Source organism: Paenibacillus sp. Mc5Re-14 (genome assembly GCF_001049835.1).
Lineage (GTDB): Bacteria > Bacillota > Bacilli > Paenibacillales > Paenibacillaceae > Paenibacillus > Paenibacillus polymyxa_C.
The window spans coordinates 4222786-4239835 of record NZ_CVPD01000001.1 but is presented as its reverse complement, the minus strand read 5'-3'; the positions used below and the strand labels follow the sequence as shown (position 1 = coordinate 4239835).

Here is a 17050-nt window from a genome sequence, read left to right as displayed (position 1 = left end):
GTAGTGATATTCGGGGAATCTATTAATCCCAATCCATATAAAACGTTGCTTTCAATTTCCCCTTTTCACATGCTGGGCAACTCAAATGAGCAGGCACATTGTTTTCAATGTGTTCCTGCTCCATAACACTCGCGCATCTAGGACAAGCATAAGAAATTTTATACTGTGATGAGTCCGATATCATCTCAATAAACAGTTCATTGCGGATGGCCTGACAGACCGGACATACATATAACGCGTCATAAGCATCATTTCTCGTCGAAGGGTTGCCTATGAATTCCCCAATACGTCGTTTAAGGACAGTATCCTGTACAAACGAAGCAATGGATTCCAAACTCATATATGAAAAACCGAATCCCACAAATATGTTCTTAGTAAAAACACAGCTATCACAATCCAGCTTGTACGCTTCCCCCATGTTTAACCCTCCACATCACTCATTCTATTTATAATGGCTTTGTTAAACTTTGTTGTTGATATTTGATAGCAACGAACAAACGTTCTATAATATAGGCAATATCACTATTCGGAGATGGCTTACCTATGGATTTAAAGGAACTGAAAAAGCTTGCTAATGCCTTAAACGATAGCGAAAAACGAGAACTTGTTTACTTTTTGCAGACTCGAACGACGGGGATTGCTAATCAAATACGGGCAATTGATGAAATTCAAGAGCAGAAGCACAAAGATGGGCTTGTTTGTCCGCATTGTAAAAATCATTCTCTCGAGCGATTTGGAAAGTACGCTGTAAAAACACGCACTGGAGAGGTTAAACGTCAACGTTACCGTTGTAATTCCTGTCGCCAAACGTTCAATGACCTTACAAACACCCCTCTTCAACGCACGAGAAGACCTCATATTTGGGTTCGTTATATTGAATGCATGATTGAGGGCTTTTCTCTGAGAAAATGTGCAGAGCAGTTAAACGATGAAGTCACGCATGTCACCTTGTTTTGGCGGCATAAGATTCTCTCTGCCTTAAAGCAGATTCCAACCGATGCGTTTCAAGATATTGTTGAAATGGACGAGACTTATTTCTTGTTCTCTGAAAAAGGTAGACGTAACATCACCGAACGCAAGCCACGTAAACGTGGAGGTAAAGCTAATTATCGTGGTATAAGCCACGATCAAGTGTGCGTACTGGTTGCTCGTGACCGTCAGAAAATGACCTACTCTGGTGTGCTTGGGCGTGGACGTATTCGAACTACAGAATTGGACGAAGCAATTGGCCGTTATCTCTCCGACTCAAACGTGCTATGCACTGATTCGTGGAGGGCATTCAGTTCCTATGCGAATTCAAAAGGCTTGGCTCATTATCGATTCAAGTCCGACGGAAAACAGCGTGTGAAAGGCGTATACTATATCCAAAACGTAAACAGCTACCACAGCTGCTTGAAGAAATGGATGGATCACTTTAATGGTGTTGCAACTAAATATTTGCAACATTATTTGGTTTGGTTTCAATACCTAGACAGCAAGGAATATGAGAATACCGCATCGAATAAGAAAAATATGTTGGTCAAATCGTGCTTGTTTACTGTAACCGACACGAATACCAAACTTCGGATTTCTGCTTATTCTTGTTAAGCTAACTGGCAGTTATGTACTAAAAATTTGTTCGAGATGGTGTTCCAAGTGCTCAACATAGTCTTTTATAAGCCACTCTAACGTAACAAGTTTTTCTTCACCAATGTCGCATAAATACAGCAACTTGTCTTCAGGAATGTTTGCAATGACTACAGCCACTTGCTTATTCAATATAACCCAAAGAGCCAAAATATGATCAATACTTAGGTTTTGGTAATTCATGAGTTCCACCCAATGATTCTGGGCGTATTTTAACACTGAGTAAGGTTGAGATTCATATTGAGAACGCACAAATATTTGTAAATTAGTAAGTGCGGAGTCACACAGATGCCCTAGTATTTCCTTTTTTGACCAACTGTTTGGTCGGGTCCGAATAGAAAAATCGAGTTCAGAATAAGTATGGATTCTGGATGGAACATCGGTAATCCTAAAATTAAGATGTTGTAAGATGGCTTCCATGGTATTTCCTCCAATTTGTTTTTATAGATTGTACCAACACTAATATTGTGGGTCAACAATTGGTTATTACGCTAAGGTTTTTTTCATGGGTAATTCTTAAACAAACGGGTACGATAGCTTAATGAACCGCCTTTCAACTGAGGCGGTTTTCTTATGGTCAAATATCAACATTAGAATTTAACATAGCCTTTATAATAAAAAGCCCACCGTAAGAGGCAGGCTAGGCTAATTAGCTCTAAGGCGCGTCGGCTCTTAATTCCCTTTATTAATAAGCCTCTATCTATTTCTTTACAAGACTTGCTGAATGTGTAACCCGGTTTCTCCCACCACTCTTAGAGGCATACAGAGCCAAATCTGCTTGATGAACGATCGATTGTTCCGTATCCGCTTGCGTGACCGTTGCCACACCAATACTCACAGTAATGCTGTATTCTCCCCAATCCCTTGAAGCCGTCATGGAGCGGTATCTTTCGGCTGTACGAATAGCTTCCTGTTGATCGTTGCCGGGAAGGATAATTACAAATTCCTCGCCACCGTAACGAGCGACAATGTCCATTTTCCGTGAAATGGATTGTAGTAATTCTGCCAGATGAGTGAGCACCAGGTCGCCCACCGGATGACCATAAGTGTCGTTAATGCTTTTGAAATGATCAATATCAATGAGCAGCAGCGAAAAAGGTATTCCAGTCTCTTGAAAAGAGGCTAGGCTGATTAGTAATTGATCTTGAAAATATCTTCTATTCTTTAGCCCAGTTAACGGGTCGGTTGACGCCATCGTTTCTAGCTGGAGATTGATTCGCACCAATTCCTGCTGTTTGATTTCATATTCTGCGTGCAACCGTTCAAGCTTCTGGTTTGCTTCATTCGTCGCCTGATATAATTCCTGAAGCTTGGTTTTGGTCTGTAGTATATCTTTTTCATGTTCAATTCGCTTACGCATCATTAGCACTACACAATCAATAACAGCTTCTCCGTTTCGTTCCTGGCGAACCCCGTTTAGAAGTATAGGCACATCCTGTCGATCACTTGTCCGAAACGAAAAGTACATCTCATCGACACGCCCGTACAACTGGATATAGGGATAAAAATAAGTATGAAAAAATAGCTTGTTCGTAACAGACATTGTCGTTTCAATCGGCCGTCCAAGCAATTGATCGTGTTCATAAAGAAGCATGTCCAATAAAGTTTGATTTACCGATTGAATGATCCCAGCGTCCGAAATTGAAAAGTATCCACAGGGAGCTTTATCTAATTGAATATCCATTGTATGACTGCCTTTCATTCGATATTACACACTGGCTAAATATTCTTTGATTAAATCGCTCGTTTCTCCTGGTTGGCTTAAATGAGGATAATGCCCCTTTGCTCTCATCTGCTGAAGTCTGCTATTTCTAAGATGGGTATGCAAATAATCCCCTACCTCAATCGGAGCAATACTATCGTCTGAGCACTGGAGAATAAGCGTAGGAACCGAAGCATGCTGAAGATCGACACGGCAATCTGAAAAAAATGTAACCTCTGCGAATTGCCGTGCTATATGAGGATCTCTTGAACAAAATGCTTTTTCCAATTCTTCGGTTAAGTTCCCTCGCTCGGGATTCTGCATAGCAATGGGTGCCATGTAACTAGCCCAGCCAATAAAGTTCATTTGCATCATATCCAGTAATTCATCAATATCACTCTTATCGAAGCCTCCATAATAAGAAGGCAGGTCATTCACATAGCGTGGAGAAGGACCGAGCATGACAATGCGTTCAAAATATTGAGGGCTGCGGATGGAGGCGAGCATTCCGATCATGCTGCTAACGGAGTGTCCGACGAATATGGTATTTCGTAAGTCTAACGCTTCCATAATATCCAGCACATCTTGGGCATACCCTTGCAAGTCACTGTATTTTTTGGAATCATAGTATTTTATTTGAGAATCTCCGGAACCAACGTAATCAAATAAGACGATTTGGTAGCTGTCGATAAAGCTAGGGACGATATAACGCCACATATCCTGGTCGCATCCAAAGCCGTGAGCAAACACAATCGTCTGGCTACCTGTGCCCAGCACTTTTACATTATTACGTAGGAGAATATCAACGGTCATTGTAAATCACCTCTCTGAGGTAGGATCTGTTCTATGGCTTCTCTTCCCTATTATATCGGAAAAGATCTGATTATGGATAATGGATCTCATTCATAAATCCAGCGTTTAATGATCCCTTTTACCTTGTGCACATGTTGCTGTGATAAGGAACAAATAATAACTAATTCATTTTTCCCATTCGTATCTAACCAATAGTGTACGTCATCCTCTTCATGAACCGTTTCTTGAATGATTCTGATGGATTTATGACTTAATTTTGATTTAGCCGAAAAAATGGGGTTCATATCCATGAATTTCTGACCATTAGAAAAAGATGTGTTGTAATAAGGAATCACCCAGTTCTCCTTATCCTGATCTTGTACTACATTTAGAAATACACGCATCCAATAATCCTCTAGTTCTGTGTAACTCTGTTCATTCAACCCATTCAAATTCATACATGTATCCACTCCAAGTTATTCATCTATAAACTTAAAAAAAGTCTCGCCCCTGTGATCTACATTTCCATGACGGAATGCACAATTCACAGACCGAGACTTTTTTTCAATCTTTATTTTGCATCAACATCATTCGTGATTTTCTCTATTAAACCTCTCAAACCTTGGTTAGTTTCATTTAATTGATCGATAATATTCATAAACTCCGACACAAGCTTGGCCTGCTCTTGGGAAGATACCGTAATCTGCGTAATCTCTTGTTCCATGTTATAAACGGATTGTCTGACAGCTTGCAAGGATTGCTCGATTCGTCCAGTTGCTTCCTTAGTGCCCGTAGACATCTTGCGGATTTCTGCAGCGACAACTCCAAACCCTGCTCCTGCCTCACCCACCCGAGCAGCTTCAATGGCTGCATTTAATCCAAGCAAGTTTGTCTGCTCTGAAATTTCCTTGATGTAGCCTGCCACCTCAGTCACATTACCAGAATCCTCAACCGCCTTTTTCGTATTGCTTAAAATGTCCTCGGCCGTCGCACTAAGCTCCTCCGAATGGGCCGCCACATGCTGAATCCCTTCAACTAGCTTGCTTGTAACATCCTCTGCTTGACTCATCAACTTCTTCAGTTGATCTTGATTATCCGTACTATAGGTGATGCACATTACTGCCTCGATCTCATTCTGTTCATTCTTTATCGGATGAAAGTAAGAATCAGCAGCAAACCCAAAAACTTCGGCATCATAACGCACTCTGGTCTTTTCTCCGCCTACTAGCATTTTGAAGTTCTTGTGTACATCAGGAAGAGGGTCGCCTGCCTTGAAGTCATAGACTAAACTTTTACCCGACTGAAAGAATAGAAATTTTTCTCTATCCATTACGGAAATTAAAACATCTTGTCGTGCAGCTTCTCTGATATACGGCATGGCAGTCAAAACAGCTTCTACTTGATTCATAATATGTATCCACTTCCTTATATTTTGTTATCCATCCTACCCTCTATTTCGACATTTTCATCCCATGTGTTTAGTGAATTAACATACTATTGGCTAGGTTGAGCCCCTAATCTGTATACATTTACCGTAGTTTCCTGAAGGGGAGTCGTTTTTAAATCCAAACAGCGCATACCTATGGAATAGGCACGCGCTGACTGTACAACTTTTTGAAGACACACACGAAGCATTAATCCAGCTGTTCTCCATTGGTTTCGATCACGCTCTTATACCAATAGAAGCTCTTCTTTCTGGATCTGGCAAGTGTCCCTTTACCTTCATTATCCTTATCGACGTATATGAATCCATAGCGTTTTTTCATTTCACCGGTTCCCGCACTTACCAGATCAATACATCCCCAAGGCGTATAACCTATTAAATCTACTCCATCAGCAATGGCTTCTTTCATTTGCTCAATGTGTTGCTTCAAATAATCAATTCGATAATCATCCTGAATGGAGCCATCTTCTTCCACGGTATCCACGGCACCCAGACCATTCTCCACAACCATTAACGGAATTTCATATCGGTTATAAATGTTATTGAGGGACCATCTCAATCCCTGTGGATCGATTTGCCAGTCCCAGGCGCTTGCTTTTAAGTAGGGATTCTTTAATCCCATGGATAAATTGCCACCCACCTTCTCCTGATTGGGGTCTGCACTGACACAAGTAGATGAATAATAACTGAAGGTATAAAAATCTACGCAACCTTCTTTTAAGACATCCTCATCATTGTCCTGCATCGTAATTTGGATATTATGTTCTTTAAAATATCGTTTAGCATATCCCGGATAAGCACCTCTTACTTGAACATCTGAGCATAGGAAATTACTCAAATTATCCTTTTGTTGAGCCAGCAAAACATCATCAGGGTTACAGGTAAGTGGATATGAACACATATAAGCAATCATACAGCCAATTTTAAAATCCTTATTAATCTCATGTCCTAGCTTTACCGCCTTTGCGCTGGCTACAAATTGATGATGCAAAGCTTGATACAATACCTGCTCATCCTTCACTGTAGCATGGGCAAGCTCTCCATTTCCCTCTGGCATCATCGCTCCGGCCATGAACGCTCCGAAAGATAAGGTTAAGATATTGATTTCATTAAAGGTGAGCCAGTATTTTACGACATCTTTGTATCTGTTAAAAAGCACTTCACAATATCTTACATAAAAATCGACGACTCTGCGGTCTGACCAGCCATTATATTTTTGGGCTAAATGGAACGGTGCTTCATAATGTGAGATTGTAACCAAAGGCTCAATGTTGTACTTTTTCAATTCTGCGAACACACGATCATAGAACTGCAAGCCTTGCTCATTCGGCTCTGTATCATCTCCGTTAGGAAATATTCTGGACCAAGCAATCGACATTCTAAAGACCTTGAAACCCATTTCAGCAAATAATCGGATATCCTCTTTATAATGATGGTAGAAATCAATCGCCTCGTGACTTGGATAGTTCATGCCTTCTTCCAACACAGGCGTAATTCTTCGGGAAACAGTATGCGTCCCGGCTGTTATGACATCAGCAGTGCTTAGTCCCTTACCATCCACATTATACCCACCCTCAAATTGGTTAGCAGCCGTGGCCCCTCCCCATAAAAATCCTTGCGGAAACTTCTTGGTTATATTATTGTTCATTGTTCTTTCCTCCTAAAATATTGGTAGCTTAGACCATGACCGTCAATAAATCCTCTTTATAACCAATCGTCTTTTTCTCCGTTTCAATGACATCCAAGTAACTAGCAGTGTTGGCAACGATCACAGGGGTAGTCAGAACGTAACCTGCCTCTTTGATCGCCTCCATATCAAACTCCATGAGCAATTGCCCTTTTTTGACGGCTTCCCCTTGTTTTACTTTGGGATAAAAATGTTTACCTTTTAATTTGACCGTATCCTTGCCTACATGGATGAGGATCTCCACGCCTTGATCACTGGTAATTCCGATGGCATGACCTGACGAAAATAAGGATGTTAATACACCATCTACAGGTGAAACAACCTTGCCTTCGGAAGGCTCAATGGCAATCCCTTTACCCAAAGCACCTGTGGAAAAGGCTTCATCAGTTACCTCAGATAAAGGCTTTACGTCACCCATTAACGGACTGATCACCGTCTCCTGCCTTACTAATACTTCCCCTCCTTTTGCTGCCCCTGTTGTACTCGCTTCTTTTTTCGTTTCTTTCACCTCATCATCTCTGAATCCGCCAAAGAACATAAGCAAGAAGCCTAATACGAAACTTACCAGGATACCGATAACAGCCCCATAAAATCCGCTGTCTATTCCTGATGGACTGATATAGCTCGGAATCGCGAAAATGCCCAAGCCGCCAATGATATAGCCTTTCGTTCCCATCATGCCTATAATACCGCCGCCTACCGCAGACGCTATACAGCTTAAAATAAACGGTTTCTTACGTGGTAATGTAATCCCGTAAATCGCTGGTTCTGTTACACCAAAGATCCCGGAGATGATAGCTGGAATGGAAAGGGATCTCAGCTTTACATTTTTGGTTTTGAACAAAATCGCCAGCACAACACCTGTTTGAGCAAAGGAAGCTCCCAGCGTCGCAGCAAGGATCGGATCGAATTTGAGCACCGCCAAGTTGTTCATAGCGATAGGAACAAGACCCCAGTGCAGTCCAAAAATAACAAATACCTGCCAGAAAGCACCCATGATGATACCTTCTATAATTGGGCTTAAGTTATACACAAAGAGCGTTGCTGCGCCAAGCAGTTGACCCGCCCAAGTCGAAAGCGGTCCAATCACAATCAGAGCTAAGGGAACAATAACTAACAAGGTGAAAAACGGAACCAAAAAAGTTCTTACTACGCTAGGGATGACCTTTTTAAAGAAATTTTCTATTTTTGAGCCGACATAGGTGGATACAATAATCGGAAGCACAGTTGATGCATAGCTCATCAGAATGACCGGAATACCTAAGAAGGTGATATATACCGGTGACTCAAATATAGTGCCGCTAAATAAAGTGTACAGCGGTTTACCCGAGGCTGTTATCGTGCTAAAGGTTGGATAAACAAGTGACGCCCCGATCGCCATACCTATAAAAATGTTGGCATTGAACTTTTTGGCCGACGTATACCCCAGGAAAACTGGGAAGAAGTAGAACAAGCAATCTCCTAAAGCATTGAGAATTTGATAGGTACCTGAGGTTACGGTCAGCCAGCCTAAAGCTACAAACAAGGCCGTGAAGCCCTTAATCATACCCGTAGCACTCAAGACGCCAAGCGTGGGTGTAAATACACCTGAAATGGTATCAATAAACCTATTGAACAAACTCACTTTTTCACCTGATGCTTCTTCTGAATCACCTGCCTGGAAACCACCTATCGTGGCAACATCCGCATAAACCTCAGGCACATGATTACCGATCACCACTTGGTATTGTCCGCCGCTTTTTACCACAGTGACCACACCATCCATATTTTTCAGAACCTCTGTATCGGCCTTACTTTCATCCTTTAGTTTGAAGCGCAAGCGTGTAATACAATGAGTTAGACTATTTACATTTTCTTTGCCGCCGACATTTCTGATGATGTCTTTTGCTAATGTCTCATACTTCATTGTAACTGCCCCTTTATTTGTATTTATAAAAAAGGCGAAACCAAAATAGATCAAATTCGATCTAGGTTGGTTTCGCCTGCATTACCAGTAACAATCCAAGGAGTTATTCAATTGGTCATTGAGTTACGCGCTGAATATGAATCGTTATATACAGTTTTTCTTCATCTGATAATACCGTGTCCAAGTATTTCTCAATCTTCAGCATACAGCTGTAAGCTTTTTTGTACTTTGCTTTCACTTGCCTTAATAGAAAATCATCTTCCAGTGCTAATTTTTCTTTTTGAATTAACCGCTGAAAGAAAAACCTTAAATGTGTAATAAATCGTTCATAGCTGGTCGAGTGTTCGTCTAGCGTAATATTGTAAGAATATTTAATAATATTTAAGATATCCTGTATTTTTTGAGTTTGTTGAGCAACATCAGCTATTTTATGGTAGGAGCTGTTGACTTGAGCATTGATTAAATGAAGAGCTATGTTACCTGCCTCATCTTCAGACAATCGTTTACCTGTTTCGTCTTCAATAAACTCCAGTGCTTTTAAGCCAACTCCAAATTCTTTAGGATAAAATTTTTTAATTTCCCAGATGAGCGGGTTCGCATTTTTAAATCCTTCATCAAACATTTTAAATGCATTGTTCATGTGATCTGTAAGCGAAACATATACATAGTCACTCAGTTGTGCTTCCAATATGCTTTTTCCATATTCAATGATGTCATAGCATAACGAAACATATTCTGTAGGGACATCCTCTAACAATAATTTAAATTTTTCTGAAGCATCTTTTTGTTTAAGTACAAACACCTTTTCAATTAAATGCTCTTCTACTTGTTCTCCTGCATTCTTTTTGAATGCAATTCCACGACCCATAACAACAAATTCATGCCTTTTTGAATCTTTGGCTATTATGGCGTTATTATTAAATATCTTTGTTATGATCATTCTGGCTGCCCCCTGATCCCGTAATAATTTAAAAAAGGATTTAGATGCTGGGCGATATTTCAGATAGGTCACAAGACGGTAATAGCCGATCAACTTTCATTACAAACCAAACTATAAAGTGCAGTAAAGATCTACAACTCCATTGTATTGAAAGCGCATTCACAAAGAGAGATAAGCCCTACATCATCACTCACCTTTCTGCGTTATTGCAAATCTGTATACAAAAAGAAAAGGCAAAACCCAACACATGGAAATCCAGTTCCATGTCCCGGGTTTTGCCTTTTCAGTAACAATCCCAAGATCATAATAACATCAAATTTAAGTTTTGCCAACAAAAATGTTTGCGCTTTCTTTTCGGGGGCAGCACCTTGAATACGGCACATTACCATGATAAAAATGTCAGCCGCCAATGTAGGACATGTTAATCTTTTTTCGGTTGTTTGCAGTCTGTTCAGTACGTTCATCGGAATACCGGTCTATGCGTTGCTCCCATACGGATGTAATCGCATCGAGTAGTTCCTGATCATTCGCCCCGTCACGAAGCATCTGGCGCAAATCAAATCCGTCTGAAGCAAACAAACACGTATAAAACTTGCCATCAGAAGATAGACGGGCACGCGTGCAGGATGAGCAAAATGAATCAGAAACCGAAGTAATAAAGCCAACTTGCGCGTCGCTGTCTTTATAACGGTAACGTTTTGCCACTTCTCCAAAGTAATTTTGATCTATCGGCTCCAGCTCGTACGCATTCTTAAGACGCTCAATAATTTCTTCTTTTGTTACTACCTTTTTGAAGCTCCACCCGGTATCGTTACCTACATCCATAAACTCAATAAAACGAAGGGTTATTCCCTGCTCCTTAAAATAAGCGGCCATCGGCAAAATTTCAGAATCATTAACACCTTTTTGAACCACCATATTGACTTTGATCTCAAATCCGATTTCTCTTGCACAATCAATCTGCTTCAAAATAAAAGCAGGCTTAATGCCCCGTCCATTCATCCGCCCAAATAGCTCGGGGTTCAGAGCGTCTACACTGACATTCAGTCGTCGCAGCCCCGCATCATAGAGGCGCTGAGCCTGTTGCCCTAGTAGCAAGCCATTTGTGGTCAACCCCATATCCTCCACTCCGGTGATAGACAAAATTCGAGAGACAAGGTCGGGAAGATTCGGCCGCATTAATGGCTCACCGCCTGTGAGACGGATTTTTTTGACCCCAAGGCCTACAAAGAGCTCCGTAAGGCGATGGATCTCTTCAAACGATAGGCATTCGCTTTTGGGAAGAAAGGCAAAATCGTCGCCGAAAATTTCTTTTGGCATACAGTAGGAACAGCGGAAATTGCAGCGATCCGTAACAGATATACGTAAATCGCGGATCGGACGCCGCAATAGGTCTTTCAGTGAATGTGAACTCATGTGACCACCTTCTTTTTTTCATTAGCTGTATTTGACGTTGCAGAAATGGACACATGACGAGCATTTTCACTAGCCACCGCTGACAGGCGGAATAAAAGCTGCGATATCTCCATCCTGCAGTACATCTGTAAGCAACGCGTACTCTTCGTTTACTGCAATTCGTGTAGACTTGATCGGTATATCCGGATATTTATCTGTAATCCAACTGCATAATTCTCCTACAGTTTGTCCTGCCAAATCTGCCATTTCTTCAGATTTCCCCGTCACCTCACGGAGTCCTGCAAAATAGTACAGCTTAATCATGACTGATTTCCTCCGGTTTTTTCTTTTGTTGTCCGATCCATTGCGTGCCGTCTTCCCAAATCTCTCGTTTCCAGATTGGAACGATTTCCTTGATCCGTTCGATTGCGTATTCATTCGCCTGATATGCATCCGAGCGGTGTGGTGAAGAGACGGCGATGACAACGGCAATATCACCGATCTGAAGTTCACCAATCCGATGTGCAATTGCTACTCTTGTCCCTTCCCATTTCTGTTCAATTTCGCGGCCAATCTCTGCAAGCTTTTTCTCGGCCATAGGCACATAGGCCTCGTAAGCAAGATATAATGTCCGCACGCCTTGGGTCCACTCTCTTACATGCCCCGTAAACACGGTCACCGCTCCCGCTTCCGGTCTTAAGACATAGTCTGCATAAGTCTGCGGAAGAATGGGCTCCGTCACGATTTCAAATACTCTCATCTTTTCCACCTTCCAGCCAACTAACAAGCTACTCTGCTATGAAAACTCTATACATTATTTACATTTATCGGATCTATATCTCTTGTTCAACCAAACAACTGATGGTATAGCTTTTGACCTCTGGCAACACTTCCGATCCCGTGAATGAGGAGTCTTCCGTTTTTAAATAAAATCATTCGATGCTTAAAGGCATAAAATTCAACGAAATAAGGGGTCCTTTTTACATGTTCCGCCATAAGCCTGCCCATCTTCTCTGCATCGTCCAGCGTGATCGGACGATGAGGGTCTGGAAGAACCTGCACCACATCCCGCCCGCACAGCGCCGCATATGCCGAGCGATGGGTTGCTGTCAGTGCAGGAAACTCAGGCTGTTCTCCACAGGTTGGACAATCCTGATTCCGGATGCGGGAAATCCCTATGTCCATTTGCGTATTTTCCCATAGATCGAATAGATGAACCTTGCTGCGCATCTTATCACGTTTGCCGCTCAGCCACTTCATGGCTTCTGCACATTGGAGGGCGGCCGTCACTTGGACAGCAGGCGATATGATTCCAGCCGTATCACAGGTCTGATTGATCGCTGGCAGCGAAGGCAGAAGGCAGCGAAAACATGCCGACTTGCCCGGCACGAATGGAAAAACAACGCCTGTGCTTCCAACACAGGCGCCGTAAATCCATGGAATTTCAGCCTTTAGTGCAGCATCGTTTATAAGTAACCGAGTTTCAAAATTGTCCGTTGCATCCATCAGCAATGTGCTTTTACCAGCAAGCTCTTGAGCAAGCCCGGCATCCAGGCTGTCGAGATAGGTATACAAGCGTACGTCTTCTCGTATCGCCTTCAGCCTTTTTTCAGCAGCCATAACCTTGGGGAGCATTTGTACAGCATCCTGCTCCGTGAATAACTGCTGGCGTTGCAGATTCGACGTCTCCACATAATCACGGTCAACCAGGTGAATCTCTCCGACGCCCGCCCTTACTAATGTTTCAGCAATGGCAGAACCTAGTGCCCCGCAGCCGATAATGGTGACAACAGCTTCAGACAGATTACGTTGTCCTTCACTGCCGATAGGTCTAAATAAGATCTGTCTTGAATAACGTTCCTTCATCACAATGTCCCCCTAACGTTGAAGAGCGATCGTTAACTTTGTGCTTATTCCTGTGGCTCTCGCTAGAAACGTTAAAGGTGCCTTTATAATTTCTTCACTCTTAATGCTTTACTGCTGAAGTTCCTTTTGTTTCTCAAAGTGGTTCTGCTCGGCAGCTACAGGGAAACGTGCTTGATAATATAGCCATATGACGAGAATCAGGCTAGCCAGTGCCACTTGGGAGAGCAGCATGAACCCAATGGAATATTGGCCAGTAGCGGCATGAATCGTCGATAGCAAGATCGGAGGGAAAAAGCCCCCCAGGCCACCCATCATGGATACAATTCCGTTCACTATACCTGCCTGTTTATTAAAATAAAATGGAACTAGCTTGAAAATGACACCGTTCCCGATTCCTGCACTCACAGCGATAGCCAAGCACCCTACGGTATACAGTGTGATGTCTGGTGAAAAAGCCAGAAGAATCGCAGCAACCGTATACACAGCAAACGTACCTACCAGCAGGAACAAGGGCTGAAAACGATCCGCCAGCCAGCCACCGATAGGGCGGAAGAATGTGGCAATCGCGATAAAGCCTGCTGTACGCATCCCTGCATCCACTTTATCCAGTTCAAAGTTCGATACGAGAAAATTCGGTAGATACACCGTAAAAGCTACAAATGAGCCAAACGTAATAAAATAAAAGAGCGAGAAAAACCAAAGCTTTTCATTTTTGTAAACCCCTTTGATTTGCTCCATAATGGGGGTTTTGACTTTAGTTTCATGACGGTCCCCAAAGAAGAAATTCAAAACGATAAAAACAAGCAACAGGATCAGATACAGCTTAACTGTAAGTGCCCATCCTACCTGCGTCGCTACAATCGGAGCGGAGAAGGTCGTTACCGCTGTCCCCAAGTTGCCCACACCATACATCCCGTTGACAAAGCCATGTCTTTCCTTCGGATAATACTTGGGCAGTGAAGTCACTCCAACCGAGAACACCGCTCCCCCAATTCCAAGGAATAAGCCACCGATAATTAAATCCGTCATCGTAGAAGCTTCACTGATATAGTAGACCGGAAACAAAAGCAAAACAAAGCTAACGAGGAAAACGATTCTCGCCCCGAAAATATTGGCATAATAACCAAGCGGAATGCGCAGAATCGATCCAAGCACGACCGGAATCGCCGTAACCATGGCCAGTTTTCCGGGTGGAATCACGATATCCTCCGTAATGAACGGCATGAGGGAAGAAATGATGACCCACACCATGAATCCAAGAATCAAGTTCAATGTTTGTAGTGGCAACTGCATTTTTCTAATCATTTAACTCACCTTTTCAACTTTATTCTGTCGAATGTTTGATTTGTATTTTTCTGTTCCCATTGTAGCCGCTAGCCCTTCCTTTCGAATATAGGGGACTCCCCTTTCCCAGTCAGGGGAGTCCCTGAAAATAAAAAAAGCCGCTTCTCGTAAGAAGCTGCTTGATTCATTCTAGATATATTATTGGACTAAAAATGATCTTCTTCATAAACTAAAAATCCAGCATTTTTTTCTTTAAGGCATATTGGACCAGCTCAGGCCGGCTTTTTAAGTTCAACTTCTCCATAATTTTAGCTTTGTTCGCTTCCACGGTCTTGACAGAGATGAACAGCTTTTCGGCAACTTCCTTGTTACCGTATCCCTTTGCGACCAGAGGGAGAATCTCCAGCTCACGCTTGGACAGGATCTCATAAGGATCTTCGGTTTGTGAGGTTGTGTCTTTTTTGATGAACTCACGCACGAGAGAAGTAGCCATTTTAGGATGGATATACGTCCCACCCCCATGAATGGTGCGTATGGCAAGCAATAGCTCCTCATCGGGTGCATTTTTCAAAACATACCCTGAAGCACCGTTCTTCAAAATATGAAATAAATATTCTTCGTCATCATGCATGGTTAAAATCAGAATTTTAGTATCGGGGTGGTCCTCTTTAATTTTGCCTGTAGCGATCAATCCACTTTCGCCTGGAGGCATACTAAGGTCCATAATGAGAATATCCGGCTTATGTTTAGCTACCATAGTATACGCTTCAATACCGTCCGCAGCCGTTCCTACAACCTCCATATCCGATTGGAAGTTGAGAATCATGGAAAATCCACTTCGTACAATGGCATGGTCATCCGCTAATACAATTTTGATCAAGTTTCTATTCCTCCTCATGTCCAATCGGAATTTGTAAAAAGACTTTGGTTCCTTGACCAACATTAGAAAGGACGCCAAAACTTCCGCCTACCAGCTCTGCTCGCTCCTGCATACCATACAGACCAAGTCCCGTTCCAATAGGTTTGCCCCCTTTATCAAAGCCAATCCCATCATCCTCTACAGTTAAACGAAGCGAATGTTCATGCTCGGACAAAGAAACTTTAATGGTGTCGACCTGGGCATACTTCAACGCATTGAGCACAGCCTCCTGGCAGACGCGGTAAATGACTGTTTCTTTTTCGCTTCCATACCGCTTTTGGGGAAGATCAGATACGAACTCAACCACTAGACCAAAGCTTTGCTCGACCCGCTTAAAGTGGGAACGGAATGCCGCTTCAAGTCCAAAATCATCAAGGGTGGCAGGCCGGAGTTCCACAGACAGGTTACGGATATCATCCAGCAAGCGTGTCATGGATGCTTCCGTCTGCTTCATGTTTTTAATGAGCTGATCATCATTCGTCATGTATTTTAACACTCGTAGTTCAACAACCGCGCTCATCAATTCCTGGGCGACGCTGTCGTGCAGCTCTCTGGAAAGCCGTTTACGCTCGTTTTCCTGTGCTTCAATGACATGCTTCATCATTTTGTTTTGATACAATTTTTCCTGCGTCTGAAATTGCGGGGTCAAATCTCTCAGCATCAGCACCCGGATTCCATTTGTAGAATCAACGGTATGGAAAGAAGCGGCATAGGGAACCATCCCATTGCTTTTTGTTTCCAAATAGACTTGAAAAGAAGCAAATTTGTCGGATTCAGGCACATTGAAATAACAGTCAAGGCAGGTGCGGGGCTCTGTGTCGCTTGTGTAGCCCCTGCATGTTCCGCATAAAGCCTTGTCCTGTCCTTCATAGAGTTGAATGAGAACGTCATCGTCTACAATCTCCTCAGCCGCTGGGTTCATGGCTAGGGTTTTCCCTTCCCTATCAAAAAAGAAGATAGCTTCTGTGCTGTTCTCAAACATCTTCACCATTAGCGCACTCAAAGAGTCTGTCCCTATAGACAATGTCAATTCAAATCACTTCCTTCCCGTTCAACTCTCCAAATCCCTCATGTGCCAAGGCTTCCAAATCACGCATCATGGCTTCGGTCATCAGTTGTTCTTCTCGAAATCCACCCAATAGTACGCCCGCGACGCGAGCATCGTTCCACAGAGGCACAGCCCCGAGACTCTTGAGCTTTTCGGATTGAACGATCGGATAGTTAAATAGGTTCTCTGCCCCAACATATTGATGAACAGATGGAATAAAGACAGACTTCCCGGTTTTAAACACGACTCCTGCTATGCCCTTTCCAGATTGCAGCACAATCCGCTTAAATCGATCATTTAAATTGCCAGCGGCATTTTTCCATTTAATGACGTATTGATATTCGGCCGGTTCAACCAGAGCAAGTGCCATAAAATCATAACCGAAATGTTCGCGTATTCGCTCAAGCTCCCTTTGATAATCCATCTTATTATTCATCACTC

General features: G+C 42.6%; 18 protein-coding genes. 1 reads left to right on the top strand and 17 read right to left on the bottom strand.

Annotated elements, in window-relative coordinates; all coding sequences use genetic code 11:
• Nucleotides 1–22 precede the first annotated feature (22 nt).
• Nucleotides 23–418, bottom strand: coding sequence for a hypothetical protein (locus tag BN1546_RS19380; RefSeq protein ID WP_090738615.1), 396 nt, complete (start codon nucleotides 416–418; stop codon nucleotides 23–25).
• Nucleotides 419–543: 125 nt separating this feature from the next.
• Between BN1546_RS19380 and BN1546_RS19375 the strand changes: the two genes are divergently transcribed.
• The gene (locus BN1546_RS19375; RefSeq protein WP_090738614.1) at nucleotides 544–1587 is read left to right on the top strand and encodes an IS1595 family transposase; all 1044 of its coding nucleotides are present in this window, start codon (nucleotides 544–546) and stop codon (nucleotides 1585–1587) included.
• A 12-nt stretch (nucleotides 1588–1599) separates the two neighbouring features.
• On the opposite strand, the gene BN1546_RS19370 is transcribed toward BN1546_RS19375, so the two are convergent.
• The 16 genes from BN1546_RS19370 to BN1546_RS19295 form a co-directional block, all read right to left on the bottom strand.
• Nucleotides 1600–2046, bottom strand: a complete 447-nt coding sequence (locus tag BN1546_RS19370; RefSeq protein WP_016324608.1) for a DinB family protein — start codon at nucleotides 2044–2046, stop codon at nucleotides 1600–1602.
• A gap of 280 nt (nucleotides 2047–2326) precedes the next feature.
• On the bottom strand, nucleotides 2327–3310 hold the full coding sequence (locus BN1546_RS19365) for a sensor domain-containing diguanylate cyclase (RefSeq protein WP_090738613.1): 984 nt from the start codon (nucleotides 3308–3310) through the stop codon (nucleotides 2327–2329).
• Between the two features lie 24 nt (nucleotides 3311–3334).
• Nucleotides 3335–4141 (bottom strand): alpha/beta fold hydrolase, encoded by an 807-nt coding sequence (locus BN1546_RS19360; RefSeq protein ID WP_090738612.1) that lies wholly within the window; start codon nucleotides 4139–4141, stop codon nucleotides 3335–3337.
• 86 nt (nucleotides 4142–4227) lie between these two features.
• On the bottom strand, nucleotides 4228–4578 hold the full coding sequence (locus BN1546_RS19355) for a hypothetical protein (protein ID WP_090738611.1): 351 nt from the start codon (nucleotides 4576–4578) through the stop codon (nucleotides 4228–4230).
• A gap of 113 nt (nucleotides 4579–4691) precedes the next feature.
• Complete coding sequence (locus BN1546_RS19350) at nucleotides 4692–5528, bottom strand: methyl-accepting chemotaxis protein (protein WP_090738610.1); 837 nt, start codon at nucleotides 5526–5528, stop codon at nucleotides 4692–4694.
• A gap of 226 nt (nucleotides 5529–5754) precedes the next feature.
• Nucleotides 5755–7212 carry a glycoside hydrolase family 1 protein gene (locus BN1546_RS19345; protein WP_040103193.1) on the bottom strand — a complete coding sequence of 486 codons (1458 nt, stop codon included), beginning with the start codon at nucleotides 7210–7212 and terminating at the stop codon, nucleotides 5755–5757.
• Nucleotides 7213–7240: 28 nt separating this feature from the next.
• Nucleotides 7241–9157, bottom strand: a complete 1917-nt coding sequence (locus BN1546_RS19340; RefSeq protein ID WP_090738609.1) for a beta-glucoside-specific PTS transporter subunit IIABC — start codon at nucleotides 9155–9157, stop codon at nucleotides 7241–7243.
• A 115-nt stretch (nucleotides 9158–9272) separates the two neighbouring features.
• On the bottom strand, nucleotides 9273–10097 hold the full coding sequence (licT, locus tag BN1546_RS19335; RefSeq protein ID WP_090738608.1) for a BglG family transcription antiterminator LicT: 825 nt from the start codon (nucleotides 10095–10097) through the stop codon (nucleotides 9273–9275).
• A 399-nt stretch (nucleotides 10098–10496) separates the two neighbouring features.
• Nucleotides 10497–11513, bottom strand: a complete 1017-nt coding sequence (gene moaA, locus BN1546_RS19330) for a GTP 3',8-cyclase MoaA (RefSeq protein ID WP_090738607.1) — start codon at nucleotides 11511–11513, stop codon at nucleotides 10497–10499.
• Between the two features lie 69 nt (nucleotides 11514–11582).
• A complete protein-coding gene (locus BN1546_RS19325; RefSeq protein ID WP_058830014.1) occupies nucleotides 11583–11816 on the bottom strand; it encodes a MoaD/ThiS family protein in 234 nt (77 codons plus the stop codon).
• Nucleotides 11809–12252: a molybdenum cofactor biosynthesis protein MoaE gene (locus BN1546_RS19320; RefSeq protein ID WP_025679247.1), complete on the bottom strand. Its 444-nt coding sequence runs from the start codon at nucleotides 12250–12252 to the stop codon at nucleotides 11809–11811. Before BN1546_RS19320 ends, BN1546_RS19325 begins: the two co-directional genes overlap by 8 nt.
• Before the next feature lie 86 nt (nucleotides 12253–12338).
• Entirely contained in the window at nucleotides 12339–13358 is a 1020-nt protein-coding gene (locus tag BN1546_RS19315) for a ThiF family adenylyltransferase (RefSeq protein ID WP_013372376.1), read from the bottom strand.
• A gap of 108 nt (nucleotides 13359–13466) precedes the next feature.
• Nucleotides 13467–14663, bottom strand: a complete 1197-nt coding sequence (locus BN1546_RS19310; RefSeq protein WP_013372377.1) for a nitrate/nitrite transporter — start codon at nucleotides 14661–14663, stop codon at nucleotides 13467–13469.
• 208 nt (nucleotides 14664–14871) lie between these two features.
• On the bottom strand, nucleotides 14872–15519 hold the full coding sequence (locus tag BN1546_RS19305) for a response regulator transcription factor (RefSeq protein ID WP_040103856.1): 648 nt from the start codon (nucleotides 15517–15519) through the stop codon (nucleotides 14872–14874).
• Between the two features lie 7 nt (nucleotides 15520–15526).
• Nucleotides 15527–16591, bottom strand: a complete 1065-nt coding sequence (locus BN1546_RS19300; RefSeq protein ID WP_040103190.1) for a PAS domain-containing sensor histidine kinase — start codon at nucleotides 16589–16591, stop codon at nucleotides 15527–15529.
• A gap of 1 nt (nucleotide 16592) precedes the next feature.
• Entirely contained in the window at nucleotides 16593–17045 is a 453-nt protein-coding gene (locus tag BN1546_RS19295; protein ID WP_013372380.1) for a GAF domain-containing protein, read from the bottom strand.
• Nucleotides 17046–17050 lie beyond the last annotated feature (5 nt).